The sequence below is a fragment of the Marivirga salinae genome, from assembly GCF_030503855.1.
In the GTDB taxonomy this organism is placed as follows: domain Bacteria; phylum Bacteroidota; class Bacteroidia; order Cytophagales; family Cyclobacteriaceae; genus Marivirga; species Marivirga salinarum.
In genome coordinates, this window is the sequence record NZ_CP129971.1 from 4,005,848 (window position 1) to 4,020,214 (window position 14,367).

Consider the following 14,367-nt stretch of genomic DNA (forward strand, 5'->3'; position numbering starts at 1 on the left):
ATCAACTATTTAAAATCATTTACCGAATCGCTCAAATCATAAACTTTAGCATTTGGTAAGATGCTTTTTACTATACTAAAGCCTGCTGCTGAGCGGTATCCCCCAGCACAATGCACTACTACTGGCTTTTGAGTATCAATTTCTGATGCTCTTTCTCTCAATTCAGGTAAAGGGATGTTTTTAGCTGATTCAAAAAATTTACCATCTTCCAATTCTGATATATTTCTAATATCAATAATGGTGTAGGCATCCGGATTATTCTTAAAGTCGTCAAGATTTAAGAAAGGATCCGTGACTATTTCACCTTTAGGATTAATGATACCAGCAACCAAGTTGGCTTCATAACCAATTTTAGCGGCTCTATATATTGCAAATTCTAATTCTTTCTGATTCTCCGAAACTAAATAAAAAAACTCTTCAGGGCCTACAATAGATCCTAACCAAGTCTCGAATTTATCCGCTTCTTTATTTTGTATATTGATAGCCCCTTTTAAATGACCTTTCTTAAATTCTTCTTTTGTCCGAGTATCGATAATGATTGAGCCATCAGGTATTTCAAAGCCATCCTTTTTATCTGCGTTTTTAACGGCTTCTTCTAGGGCAGTTGCTCCTTTTCTGTTTACCTCAACACTATTGGGGAAATATTTTGGAATGAAAGATTGCCCTTCTAAAAAAGCATCAACAAATTTCTCCTTATCCTTAATTTGAAATGCCCAGTTATTAGTTTTTTCGACAGCAATGGTACTACTCAACTCACTGCTCATATTTTTACCGCAAAGCGAGCCAGGCCCGTGTGCAGGATAAACGATGGTTTCATCAGATAAATCTGCAAATACATCATTTACAGTGTCAAACATCATTCCTGCCAACTCCTTTCTACTGACTTGTATATTCCCAGCACCTTCTCTTAAATCTGGTCTTCCTACATCTCCTACAAATAAGGAATCCCCCGTAAAAACAGCCTTTTGATTTCCATTTTCATCTAATAGTAAATAAGAATTATGATCCGGTGAATGGCCTGGAGTAAATAAAGCTCTGAAAGTAACTTTTCCGATCTTCACTTCATCACCATGCCCAATGTGAGTATAGTCATAGCTTACACCCACTTTTTCGTTTACATAAATAACTGCACCAAATTTCTTTTGAATTTCCAGATGGCTACTAATAAAATCTGCATGAGGGTGCGTTTCAAAAACTGCTACAATTTCAGCATTATGCTGCTTTGCAAAATCTATATAAGGTTTTATATCTCTTGATGGATCAACTAATGCTACTGTTCCTTCGCTTTCAATTGCAAAAGAACCTTGAGCTAAAGCATCATCATAAAAATGTTTAATATTCATAGTGTGTCGATTTTTAACTTTCTTATATAGTTTTACGAAAGTAAATGAGATAGGATAGTAACTTTAGTTACAAAAAAGGTTAACAAGTTTTCAATTATACTGGTTAGCCAATTATGCTGACTCAAAATAAAAAAAGGGACTAAAAAGCCCCTTTCTATATAAATTCTACTCTTATAAATCACATAAATAATTCTTTGTAAATCATGGCTGAACCCATAATTAACACAAACCAACCAAAGCCTTTTTTCAATTTTTGTCCATCAATCATATTGGAAAGGTAAGTACCGATGAATATCCCAGCACCAGCAATTAATGTGAAGATTACTAAAAATGTCCAATCAATATCGCCACCTGACTGAATATCACCAACAAAACCAATTAAAGATTTAGCCGCAATAATTAAAAGTGAGGTTCCCACCGCTTCCTTCATGGGTAATTTAGCCAAAATCACTAAAGCTGGAATAATTAAAAATCCTCCTCCAGCGCCAACTAAACCCGTTAATGCACCTACTACAATCCCTTCAATAATTATTAATGGATAATTAAATTTCTTAGGGGCTTTCACGTCCTTAAGCTCTTTATCTAAGGCTTTCTTCTTTTTAATCATAGAATAAGAAGCTGAAATCATCAAAAGTGCAAAAATCACCATGATTCCGATGGACTTGGTGATTTCCAAACCACCAATAGTGAACCATGTATCTGGTAAAGCAGGCACTAAAAGTAATCGAGTTAAATAAACCGAAATAAATGCTGGAATGGTGAATACAATGCCTGTTTTATAATTCACTAATCCTTTTTTAGCATAACTAAGCCCTCCTACTAATGAGCTAAACCCTACAATAAATAATGAATAAGCGGTGGCTGTAACAGGGTTGATACCTAAAAGATATACTAAAACCGGTACTGTTAAGATGGAACCTCCCCCTCCTATCAATCCTAAAGAAATACCAATTATGGCTGCACTAAAAAAACCTATTATCTCTATCAATGTCATAATGTAAATCAATTTTTTAACAAAAGTAGAGGGTTAAAAATCCTAAAGGCGTAACAAATGTTACTGCAGAATTGAAGTAGTATGATAAAAGTTATGGTTTTGAAAAATTGATAAGGTTTCATAAAGAATACATACTCACATAAAATTAATTAGTTTTCATATTACGAAACTGAATAAAGAATATCCTTAAAAAGAATTAAAATTAGAAACTCAGGTTATAAAGTCGGTTAAGCCAGCTCCGCCATTAATTTCTTAGACTTATTATTGAAGCGTATAAAAAGAATAACCGCTGTGACACTTAGCCCAATCAATAATCCATACCATATACCTTCCTCACCAATATCTAGTACAAAAGCCAATAAATACCCGCAAGGTAATCCAATCACCCAATAGGCCATAAATGTCACTAAAGTAGGCAATTTTACATCTCCCATTCCCCTTAATGCACCTAGTCCGACCACTTGTATTCCGTCAGATAATTGAAATAGTGCTGCAATAATTAATAAGGATGATGCAATACTAATTACCGCTGGATCAGTAGTATATAGGATAGGCAACAAATCATTAAAGATCATAAAAATTGAACCCGTTATTGCCATGAAAAGTATGGCCATAAGGAAACAAGTAAAAGCGGCAATTCGCATAGTAGGAATATCACGTTGACCTAATTGATTGCCAACCCTTACAGTGGCTGCAGCGGAGATGCCTGTTGCCATCATATAACTAATAGAAGCCAAGTTCATGGCTACTTGATGCGAAGCTAAAGGAACAGCTCCCATCCAACCGATCATAATGGCAGCTGAAGCAAAGGCACCCACTTCAAAAATGTATTGAAATCCAGTAGGCACTCCTAAATTAAGTAGTTTATTAAATGTCTTTGCATTCCAAACTGTTACTTTTAAATAATTCCAATAAATAGAAAAAGTTTTATAGTATCTGACGAATAATACCATAACAATAGCCATAATCACTCTAGAAATCAAAGTTGCCCAGCCAGCCCCAATAAGTCCCATAGGTTCGAAGCCTAACTTTCCGAATATCAAGATATAATTAAGGAATATATTAAGCACATTTGCAGTTATAGTAATATACATGGCTTGCTTAGTCAAAGACAAGCCTTCGGCAAATTGTTTAAAGGTTTGAAATACCATAAAAGGTAAGAGTGAAAACCCTACAATGGCTAAATAAGGTTTTGCTAGTGCAACAACATCTTTAGGTTGATCTAATAAATCTAATATATATCCTCCAAAAAGTAGGATGCAAAAAAGTAATAGTCCAAATAATACATTAATAACGAAACTATGTTTTAGAAAGCGCATTCCTGCTCTTTGATTCCCTTCCCCATCCGATTGAGCGATCAGTGGAGTTAAGCCGAATGAAATACCAATTCCAAACATCATGGCTACACTGAATACTGCATTTGCAACAGATACGGCAGCCAATTCTGCAGTGCCAACCCTACCTACCATCACGGAATCAGCAGTACCTACTAAAACATGTCCTAATTGACTTAAAACAACCGGATAAGCAAGTTGAAAATTGCGTTTGAAATGCTCTCTAAAATCTGTTGCTATCATAAAATTGAATCAGGCCACAAAACTAATTATAAAAATGAAGAGGAGGTAATTATCCTCCTCAATTTGATGAATTGAATTTAGATTGGTAAAATAAAAGTGGTGAGTATTATTTTTTTCTATTCAGAAAAAAAAGGCGATCTGCATTACTTATAAACTTTAGTAAATAAATTATTCAACTCAATTTTTTTCATTATCTTTATCTCATATAAAATTGTAATAATTTAATTAATGAGAGAGTTGTGAGAAAGATAATAAGTATACTATTTTTTGCTTTTCTACTTATAGGAATGAGCCAGTTGAACTTGAATGGTCAAAACATCAAGAAATTCAATAAATATATTGAGAAAGCTGAAAAGCATTTTGAAAAGGGGAATTATGAAAAAGCTATAAAATTTACTGATAAACTCGTAAAAAAAAGCACAAGTAAATTTGGCATAGAAAACAGATTTGTAGCAGTAGCCAATTTAAAGCGAGCAAAGTATAATTGGGCTTTAGGTCAATTTAATGACTATTATCAGTTAAATGAAACTGCAATTGTAATCAGTGAAAAATTAAATGGAGAAAACTCTATTAGCCATGGCATTAACCTTTCAGATGCTGCACAAAACATGATGAACTACGGAAATTATGTGAAAGCAGATCATTATTTAAATAAAGCTATTGAAATATTTAGGAGTGCTTCAAATATTGATGACATATATATAGCAGATCTCAAACTCAGAAAAGCGGAAATTCTAATTGCGATAGGAGATTACAACAGCGCTTTAAAATTAATAAATCAAGAAGAAGCTTTTTACCTTCAAAGAACTTTAGAAAAAGATAAAAAACTAGACAATAAAGAACTAGAAAGAAGATATGGAGATGCCGCAAGGTTAATTACTCTAAAAAGTAATGTATTAAGACATAAAGGCGAAATTAGAAGAGCCGACTCCGCATTTTCAACAGGCGAGAATTGGATAAAAGATAAGCTTAACAAAAGAAATAAATATTACGCTGATCATTTATTCTATTTTGCTCAAATGCTTGAGGAGAACGGGACACGTGATTTACCTTATAGTTATTATAGTGATGCATATATTTATTCCATCTCTGCAAACGGGCAAAACCATCCTAAAACATTAGAATATCTAGAAAAACTAATTATCAATACAATTAACGATAACAACATAAATAGAGCACTAGCTTTTTATAAAGATTTAGAAAAAATATTGAAATCTAATTTTGATAAAAACAGCTCTCACTTTGTTAAGTTAGCTACAATTTCTTTTGAGTCGAACTTAAGAAAAGGAGATATCAAAAAAGTGGAAAGTGCTGCAGCTAAATTATCGCAAGATAAAAACCTTTTACCAGCTGACCATCCAATCAGAATAGACTTATTAAATACTTTAGTGAAAGTTGCTGGGGCTAAAAACCAATTCGCTAATTCAGAAAAATATTTGAAAGAAATCATTGAATTAAAAAGTGAATTATATGGTGACACCAGCGTGACAACTGCTATGAGTAAACTAGAATTAGCTCACCATTGGGTAGATTTTACCGATAAATTTGAAGAGGCAGTTAAAATATATGATAAAGAGTTTTTCGGAAAAATAGAAAATCAAATTACCAATAAACATTTTAGATACGTCAATCTTTTAAACCATTTAGCTTCAACCTATCAAATTGACGATGATTATAAAAAAGCTTCTTCATTATTAGATGAGGCTTTATTGGTAACTAGGCAAAAATATGATAATCGAGATATTGATTTTGGAAAAGAACTAAACCTAATTGCAGATCTTCAAATCAAAATAGGAGAATACGAAAAGGCAGATGGTAATATAAAAGAGGCTTTAAGCATCTTAGAAAATTTTGACAATGATAGGAATGTCATCTATTACATTATGGCATTGGAAACCTACGCTAAGCTTTTATCCATTCAAGGATTTTTTGATGAGGCAGAAGAAGCACTTGAATTATCACAAAGTTTATTTAAAAATTCAATCCCAAGCTCTGAATACAATCCTTTAATGGCTTCACAGGAGTTAGCTTCAGTATATTTAAAAGTAGGGAAGTATAGTGAAACCGAAGAAATCCTTATAAAATCATTAAAGCGAAATGTTGAGCTGTTTGGAAATGATAGCAGAAAACTCATTATCCCTCTAGTAGATTTTGGAAAACTTCAATTGATCAAAGGTGATTACACACAATCTGAAGAATATGCGAGAAGAGCTTTAGAAATATCCGAGAAAATATTTGGTGAAAACTCCACTAAAAATGCGCCCGCAATTCTTTTATTAGGTGAACTCTACGAAACGATTGGGGATTACGACAAATCGGAAGAATTCTATAGAAGAGCAATTTCTATATTAGAAAATCAATTCGGTAGAACGCATGTGGATGTAGCCACATCAATATCTCGATTAGCCATAGTCATGTTCTACAAAGGAAATGAAGATCCTAAAGAAATAGAAGATCTTTTATTCGAAGCTAAAAACACGATTAGTAAAAGATTTTCAAGCAAAAGTCCATTATATGCTGATCTATTAAAAGACATGGCAAGATTCTTTATCTCTCAGAACAAACTTGAAGATGCATTTAGTTTCTTACAACAATCAGAGGACATATGGAAAGATAAAGTCGGTAGAAGAAATAACATAAAAGCAGCTGATATTCATGTATTGAGAGGAGATATTTATTATAAGCAAAGAAAATGGAACGATGCGGAAAGTGAATATAAGGACAGTCAAAAACTTAATGAGAAATTTTTTAATGATAAACATCCTGAATATGTAAAGGCAACCTCACGAATGAGTAAAGTTTATTATATGGATGGAAATCAGAGAAAAGCCAAGATTTACATAGAAGAGGTAATGAAAAACTACACCCAATATATTGAGGAATATTTCCCTGCATTGAGTGAAAGAGAGAAAACGAAATATTGGAATACTATCAAAAATGATTTCGATTACTTCAATACGCTTGCCTTAAGTATGAATGACAGATATCCTGAATTAATAGAAACAGTTTATAATAATGCACTTAGAATAAAGGGGTTATTATTAAGCAGCTCTATTAAAATGCGAGAAAGGATTTTAAATAGTAACGATAGCACGTTGAAATCACAATATTTTGAATGGTTGGATAAGAAAGAATTACTTTCTAATGCCATTTCAATGAGCAATGAACAATTACAAGCTGAAAACATTGACATTAATGAATTATCTAGAAATGTTGAACTTATTGAAAAATCTTTAAGTCAACAATCCGAGTTATTCAGTCAGGATATAGGTTCTAAAACATATACTTGGGAGCAAATAAAAAACACGCTTCAACCCAATGAGGTGGCAATAGAAATGGTCAGATTTAGACATTTTGATCATTACATTACTGACTCGGTGGTTTATATTATGTTAATTCTTAAAAACGAGAAACGTAGCAAACCAGAGTTTGTGGTTATGGAAAATGGAAATGACATGGAATCGAAGTATTTCAATAATTATAGAAATGCTATTAAATATAGAATTGAAGATACTTATTCCTATAACAATTTCTGGAAACCTATAGAAGATAAAATAGGGCTAAATAAAACCATTTATTTATCGCCAGACGGGGTTTATAACCAAATAAATTTAGAAGCTATCCCACTTGGAGATGGGAAATATTTAATCGATAATTCTAATATCGTTTTGGTAAGTAACACAAAAGACTTATTCATCAATAAAATTAAAACCAAACAACAACAAGAAGAAAAAACAGCCTTATTATTTGGGGATCCTAAATTTTATCTGGCATCAAGACAAGATTATATAAGTGAATTTAGATCGGGAGCAACTCAAATAAGTGATTTGCCTGGAACCAAAAAAGAAATAAATGAACTTACTTCACTTTTTAATCAATATGGTTGGAGTACAAGCAATTATATGGAGGAAAAAGCTGCAGAGGAAACTGTAAAAGAAATAAAAAGCCCGAAAGTATTTCATATAGCTACACATGGATTTTTCACTGAAAAAGAAGATAGAAATCCACAAGGATCTAAGATTCAAGGAAGCGATATGTCCGACAACCCACTTTTAAATACTGGTTTGATGTTGAAAGGTGCTGGAGATTTATTGGCTAAGACTCGATATAACTATAATGTAGAACCAGGGATTTTAACTGCTTATGAAGCCATGAACTTAAATCTAGATAAAACAGATTTAGTAGTTTTGTCTGCTTGTGAAACTGGTTTAGGTGAAGTACATGGAGGTGAAGGCGTTTTTGGATTGCAACGATCTTTCTTAGTGGCAGGAGCAAAAACTCTTATCATGAGTTTATTTAAAGTTTCAGATGAAGCTACTCAAAAATTGATGGTTTCCTTCTATGAAAAATGGTTAGAAACAGGAGATAAGAGACAAGCTTTTATTGATGCCAAAAAAGAAATAAGAAATGAATTCAAAGACCCCATCTATTGGGGAGCGTTCGTAATGATCGGGATTTAGGTGAAGATGTGTCTAAGTATTATAGTTTTTAGGTTTCAATATAGGTCAATACTGAAGGTCAGACCGGAAAGAGCTTTATATAACAATTGGGAGATAGAAATCTGAAGTAGGAAGCCTGAGGTTGGGTGTGGGATGATGGGTGTAGGATGCTAGACTGAGTCATTTAAAGACCTTCCAGATTTTGAAACTCTGGAAGATCTCATTATTTGTAGCGTGAATTATTTCTCGCTATCTTTTTTCCAATCCCTTATGAAATTAGACCAAGTCATTGGGTTTAAAAAGTTATTCGGAGGAACAATGCCTGTCATTTCATATAGGCGGGCATATCTCCATTGGTCATAATAGGGATTTTCATTTTCATATTTTGTTTGCAGCAAATTATTCAAATCCTTTTTAAAATCATCAAGTTGTTTTTTCTGAATATCTGTTAATTCTGTCTTGACGATTGTATTAGTAAAATAATCTGCATCTGGCAAAGGATAGACTTTCACTTCTTCCAAAAGAACATTTTCCTGAACCATCAATTCTATCAGAGAATAGGTTTTACCATCTAATAGCTCTGGAATGATGAAAGTTGAATTTCTATAGCCTACACTTCTGAAAGTTATTGTATCACCTGGATAAGCTAAAAATGAGAAATAACCTGAATTATCCGCAACTGTACCGCTTTTTCCATCTCCAATCAAAACTGTTGTAAAGGGAATAGGCTCCATATTTTCAGCATCTAAAATTACCCCAGTTATATTGATAGGTTCTTCTATAACCTGTTCAATTTGGGCAAATGCAGAAAAATTAAATAAAAATACTGAAACAATTAAAAGCAGTTTATTTCTCATAACATATTTTAAATTCTAATTACAAAAAGACATCATTCTCTACTTATTATCAGATAATAAATACAATTGATGTACAATAACTAAAGAGGCTCAGTTTAATGATCCCAATTATACTTGTCTAAAGTTTCTAAACAAGCATTTAATAATTGAACGGAATCCAATATATCTTGTTTATGTGCCATTTCAATTACTTGATGCATATTTCGAGTAGGGATAGAAATAGCACCTGCTATTGCTCCATTTTTACCCATTCTTTGTAAACCAGCTGTATCAGTACCGCCAGCTGTTAAGATTTCAGGTTGCCATTTAATGCTGTTTCTATCTGCTGTTTGCTTCATGAACTCTACCATTCTGTAATCACAGATAGTCATAGCATCCAAAACCTTTATAGCTGTTCCTGCACCTAATGAAGTAACTTTTTCATGAGCTTGAGCTCCCGGCAAATCAAAAGCGATGGTAGTGTCTAAAGCTATTCCGAAATCAGGATTAATCTTATGAGAAGCAACATTTGCACCTCGAAGACCTACCTCCTCTTGCACTGTAAAGACTACATAAACATCATAAGGGTGGTTTTTTAAAGCTTTTAGTGCCTCAATTAAGACAAATACTGAAACTCGATTATCAATAGATTTACAGTTTACGCAATCGCCCATTTCAATCAATCCCCTTTCTCGGGTTACGGCATCTCCAACCGAGACTATTTTTTCTACTTCCTTTTTATCCATTCCAAGATCAATAAAGTAATCAGTGGTTTTACTTACTTTATTTCTTTCCTCTGTAGTCATCACATGAATGGGTTTGGAACCCATTACGCCTATTACATCCTTTTTCCCATGTACAATTACACGTTGAGCAGTTAATGTTTTTGGATCAAATCCACCCAAGGTAGTAAATCTTAAGAATCCATCATCATCTATATGAGTAACCATAAAGCCTATTTCATCCATATGGGCAGCTACCATTACCTTTTTTCCTTCAGGATTACTCTTAGCTCTTTTAATGGCATGTACGTTTCCAAGGTTATCAACCTCCACTTCATCCACGAGGGACTTAACTTCACTGATCACTAAATCACGAATCCTCTTTTCATGTCCTGGGGCGCCTGGGGTTTCACAAATTTTTGAAAGTAGTTCTATATTAAAGTTTTTCATTATAGCTTATTTAATTTTTCCAAAATTAATTGAATTCGGTAGTTATCAATAATTGTGAGGAAAAAGATTTTTTTTTAGGAAAGGGGGAAAATGAATTCTTTAAGCACAAAATACATAACTACAAAAGGACAAAAGAAAATAACCAAGATTATTTTACACTCTCAACTAAAGTCTCAATAAGGATAAAATTAAAAAGGTATATAAAATTTTCAGACTCTAATTGATTCATCAATTCCAAAAGATATAGTTTTAATAAAGCTGAAGTGAACTTTCAACAGGAATGCGATATTTGTAATTATTTTTTCGCTTTAGCGAAAAACCCTTTAGATTCTTTTAATTCTTTTGTGGCTAAAATTAATAATGTTTGGGCATAAAAAAAGCCGATTGGCGACCAATCAGCTTTACATTCAGAATCTATAAATAGAATTATACTCTTCTGACACCAATGGCATTTAAGCCTTTTTTACCATCTGTAGTTTCGAATGTAACTTTATCATTTTTCTCGATATCGTCTTCTAAACCACTTACGTGAACGAATATTTCGTTCTCTGTTTCGTCTTCTACAATAAATCCAAATCCTTTGTCTTCATTGAAGAACTTTACTGTTCCAGTACTCATAAAATAAATTGTTATTAATAATTATAAATTTGAAGCAATATACGTTTTTAGATTTATTCTGTTACTATTGTTGGAAATTAATTTTATGTGAAGCTAATATGAAACAATTAATATTACTCCGCCATGCCAAGTCAAGTTGGGATTTTCCGCACCTCAATGATTATAATCGACCTTTGAACGAAAGAGGAAAAAGAGATGCTCCAAAAATGGCAAAATGGCTTTCTTCACAAGAAATAAAAGCTGATTTAATTATAAGCAGTGGTGCTGAAAGAGCTAAAAACACAGCTATTGCATTTCAAGCCCTATTAAATACCCCTATGGAAATTGATGACAATCTTTATCATGCGAGCAGATCGAAATTATTGAATATCATCAAGCAGACTGATAGTAATGTAAAATGCCTGATATTAGTAAGCCATAATCCCGGATTAAATGATTTAGCTGATTATTTACTATCTGGATTTCCAGAAAATATTCCTACGACTGGAATTGTAAGTTTCAAATTGGATATACAAAAATGGAGTGAGGCTTCTCACAAGAATGCTTCACTCCATTTCTTTCAGTATCCTAAGAATTTATAGTTACTTCACCTCAAATCCTTCCTTATGCTCTTCTTTTCCTAAAGTGAATTTCAATTGATATTTCCCCTTAGACATAAAAACATCCCCTATTTTACAATTCCAGTTGAAGCTTTGGTAGCCTTTGGATAACTCTTCTTGCCAAGAGGTTAGGCTTTTACCTTCTTCATTCAGTACTTCAATCTTTACTTTTGCATTTTTATCTGAATCATGGAATACGGCAATCTCCATCTTTGGTAAATAAGCTTTTGAATAAGGATGCGATTTTTCTCCCCAGTTTTTGCTGAAGCGAATATCATCCAGATCGAAAGTCACTAATTTATTCTCTTTATTTTGAGCTATTTTATGTAATGGCTTCACATCGGTAACATAAATACTTCTACCATGAGTACCTACAATTAAATCTAAATCTCTAGGATGAACTATCAAATCATAAGTCGCCACATTTGGGATAGCCCCCATGTGTTGCCAATTTTTACCGTCATTGAAACTGGTGTATAAACCATGATCAGTTCCGATATAAAGCAAACCCGACTCTTTAGGATCTTCATATATCACATTAACAGACTCTTCAGGTAAATCACCACTTATTGAAGTCCAATTTTTACCAAAATCAGTGCTTTTATAAACGTAATTATCAAAATTATCATTTCTATAGCCTGTCATAGATAGATAAACCGTAGCTTCATCATGCTCAGAAGGATGAATACTGCTCACCCATAAATCTGCTGGAAGGTTGTTATTGATTTTTTGAATACTCTGCCCTTCTTTCATTAGCCACACATTTCCATCATCTGTACCTATATAAACAGTTCCGAACTTCAATGGTGATTCGGCTATTTCAGTAATCGTAGCAAAAGGAACATTTCCTTCTTTAGCACCATTGGTTAAATCTTCAGTCAATGCAGTCCAGCTATCACCTTGATTTAAGCTTCTATAAACTTTCTGAGCACCGATGTACATAATATCCGGATTATGTTGACTCATGATCAATGGTGTTCTCCAATTGAATCTTAATCTATCCTCTCCAATGTTATGTTTAGGCGTTATGTATTTTCTATCCCCGCTTTCTCTGTTAACTCTGAAATAATTACCAAATTGATAACCCACATAAACAATATCCGAATTTCTAGGATCAGCATTGACAAACATACCATCACCACCAAAAATGCTTTCCCATCTTCCTCTTACGTTGGGTACAGTTTTGGAACTTCCCACCATGGTTCCGTTATCCTGCAATCCGCCATAGATATTGTATGGCTCTTCCATATCGACATTTACAGTATAAAATTGACCTACTGACATGCTATTTTTATGATCCCAGGTGGCGCCTCCATCATAAGTAATATAAAGTCCACCATCATTACCCAACATAATATGCTCTTCATCTTCCGGATTAATCCACATCGCGTGATGATCCACATGCACATCGCCAACTGAATCAGTTCTGTCAAAAGTCTTCCCTCCATCTCTGGAAACTACAATCGGTACGCCCATCACATAAATGATATCAGGATTTTGAGTGGCTACTCTGATCTCCCCGAAATAATAACCATAAGTATAATAAACCCCTGAAAGATCATAGTCGTGTGTTTTTTGCCAAGTGGCTCCCCTATCGGTTGATTTGTAGATTACAGATCCTTTCACATCCGTATCAAACAATGCTTGGTTGGCATCCCCTAAATAATCACTTAAAGCTTTCGGTTTATATGCTCCTGATTCAATGTCTTTTTTGACATTTACGGCATTATATCTTTCAGGGAAATTATTATCCTTCAAATATAGATCTAAATCCTCATTACTTATTTTGAGAAAATCCTTAACTGAAATTTCTAAGAAATCAGCCTGAGTTAAGCCTTCTTCTTCCTCTTTTTCTTTTTTGGTTTCCTTTTGATAATCAATCAAGGCATATAAAATATCCGGATTAGAATGAGAAATATCCAAACCAATTCTTCCTGTAAATTCATCATCTTCCATTCCATTCATGGATAAATTCCAATCTTCTCCTCCATCGGTTGAACTGTAAATGCCGGAACCTTCACCATTGCCTACAAAGTCCCATGCATATCTTTTGCGCTCCCACATGCTAGCCCACAATAAATTTGGATTTTCAGGATGAATGATTAGATCTATGGCTCCGGTTTTATCATCCACATACAATGTCTTTTTCCATGTTTCACCTCCATCAGTGGTTTTATAAACTCCTCTTTCTTCATTATCAGAATATAAACCTCCCATTGAAGCTACCCAAACTGTATTGGGATCTTCTGGATGAACCACAATCCTTCCAATATGCTGACTGCCAGGCAAACCAATATGTTCCCAATTTTGTCCTTTGTCAGTTGATTTATAGATGCCTGAACCGGCATAACTACTTCTGCTGGAATTATTCTCTCCCGTTCCTACATATAGGATGTTTTCATCACTTGGAGCCAAAGCAATATCTCCTAGAGTAAGCGCGCCCACATTATCAAAAATAGGCTCAAAACTTATCCCATTATTTTGAGTATGGAAAAGTCCGCCCGAAGCGTAGGCAATGTAGAATTCTTTGATATTTTTTTCATTTACCGCAATATCCACAATACGAGCACCTTGAATAACAGGCCCCACATTTCTTGCAGGATATTTTTTTAAAACCGAAGATTCTGCTAATTTTTTTCTGTTTTCAATTCCTTCCAAAATTGATTTTGCATCCGTTGGCTGGACTTGAGCTATTAGAAAATAGGGAGTGATTAAAATTAAAACAACAACTAATATTCGTTTCATAAATAGACAATTTTGTGATTGACGAATATCGAGAATTTATTGGA

The 14,367-nt window shown here is 33.6% G+C and carries 9 protein-coding genes; 2 read left to right on the forward strand and 7 right to left on the reverse strand.

Annotation, left to right across the window (positions count from 1 at the left end; all coding sequences use genetic code 11):
- Nucleotides 1-5: 5 nt before the first annotated feature.
- From QYS49_RS16790 to QYS49_RS16800, 3 genes are all read right to left on the reverse strand, one after another.
- Nucleotides 6-1,343, reverse strand: a complete 1,338-nt coding sequence (locus QYS49_RS16790; protein ID WP_308348980.1) for an MBL fold metallo-hydrolase — start codon at nt 1,341-1,343, stop codon at nt 6-8.
- Nucleotides 1,344-1,521: 178 nt separating this feature from the next.
- Entirely contained in the window at nt 1,522-2,337 is an 816-nt protein-coding gene (locus QYS49_RS16795; RefSeq protein ID WP_308348981.1) for a sulfite exporter TauE/SafE family protein, read from the reverse strand.
- Between the two features lie 227 nt (nt 2,338-2,564).
- The gene (locus tag QYS49_RS16800) at nt 2,565-3,914 is read right to left on the reverse strand and encodes an MATE family efflux transporter (RefSeq protein WP_308348982.1); all 1,350 of its coding nucleotides are present in this window, start codon (nt 3,912-3,914) and stop codon (nt 2,565-2,567) included.
- Nucleotides 3,915-4,153: 239 nt separating this feature from the next.
- On the opposite strand from QYS49_RS16800, the gene QYS49_RS16805 reads away from it, so the two are divergent.
- Complete coding sequence (locus tag QYS49_RS16805; RefSeq protein ID WP_308348983.1) at nt 4,154-8,374, forward strand: tetratricopeptide repeat protein; 4,221 nt, start codon at nt 4,154-4,156, stop codon at nt 8,372-8,374.
- A 218-nt stretch (nt 8,375-8,592) separates the two neighbouring features.
- Here QYS49_RS16805 and QYS49_RS16810 read toward each other — a convergent pair whose 3' ends face one another.
- The 3 genes from QYS49_RS16810 to QYS49_RS16820 form a co-directional block, all read right to left on the reverse strand.
- Nucleotides 8,593-9,210: a carboxypeptidase-like regulatory domain-containing protein gene (locus QYS49_RS16810; protein WP_308348984.1), complete on the reverse strand. Its 618-nt coding sequence runs from the start codon at nt 9,208-9,210 to the stop codon at nt 8,593-8,595.
- Between the two features lie 95 nt (nt 9,211-9,305).
- Complete coding sequence (locus QYS49_RS16815; protein ID WP_308348986.1) at nt 9,306-10,361, reverse strand: M42 family metallopeptidase; 1,056 nt, start codon at nt 10,359-10,361, stop codon at nt 9,306-9,308.
- Between the two features lie 426 nt (nt 10,362-10,787).
- Nucleotides 10,788-10,979 carry a cold-shock protein gene (locus QYS49_RS16820; RefSeq protein ID WP_085517016.1) on the reverse strand — a complete coding sequence of 64 codons (192 nt, stop codon included), beginning with the start codon at nt 10,977-10,979 and terminating at the stop codon, nt 10,788-10,790.
- A 98-nt stretch (nt 10,980-11,077) separates the two neighbouring features.
- Here QYS49_RS16820 and QYS49_RS16825 point away from each other — a divergent pair, with 98 nt between their 5' ends.
- Nucleotides 11,078-11,560, forward strand: coding sequence for a SixA phosphatase family protein (locus tag QYS49_RS16825; protein ID WP_308348994.1), 483 nt, complete (start codon nt 11,078-11,080; stop codon nt 11,558-11,560).
- On the opposite strand, the gene QYS49_RS16830 is transcribed toward QYS49_RS16825, so the two are convergent.
- Entirely contained in the window at nt 11,561-14,323 is a 2,763-nt protein-coding gene (locus tag QYS49_RS16830; protein ID WP_308348995.1) for a WD40/YVTN/BNR-like repeat-containing protein, read from the reverse strand.
- Nucleotides 14,324-14,367 lie beyond the last annotated feature (44 nt).

What these genes read in the sequence shown, in the direction of transcription:
- QYS49_RS16815 (WP_308348986.1), bottom strand. Translation starts at nt 10,361, where the DNA reads ATGAAAAACTTTAATATAGAACTACTTTCAAAAATTTGTGAAACCCCA.
- QYS49_RS16790 (WP_308348980.1), bottom strand. Translation starts at nt 1,343, where the DNA reads ATGAATATTAAACATTTTTATGATGATGCTTTAGCTCAAGGTTCTTTT.
- QYS49_RS16825 (WP_308348994.1), top strand. Translation starts at nt 11,078, where the DNA reads ATGAAACAATTAATATTACTCCGCCATGCCAAGTCAAGTTGGGATTTT.
- QYS49_RS16830 (WP_308348995.1), bottom strand. Translation starts at nt 14,323, where the DNA reads ATGAAACGAATATTAGTTGTTGTTTTAATTTTAATCACTCCCTATTTT.
- QYS49_RS16795 (WP_308348981.1), bottom strand. Translation starts at nt 2,337, where the DNA reads ATGACATTGATAGAGATAATAGGTTTTTTTAGTGCAGCCATAATTGGT.
- QYS49_RS16820 (WP_085517016.1), bottom strand. Translation starts at nt 10,979, where the DNA reads ATGAGTACTGGAACAGTAAAGTTCTTCAATGAAGACAAAGGATTTGGA.
- QYS49_RS16810 (WP_308348984.1), bottom strand. Translation starts at nt 9,210, where the DNA reads ATGAGAAATAAACTGCTTTTAATTGTTTCAGTATTTTTATTTAATTTT.
- QYS49_RS16800 (WP_308348982.1), bottom strand. Translation starts at nt 3,914, where the DNA reads ATGATAGCAACAGATTTTAGAGAGCATTTCAAACGCAATTTTCAACTT.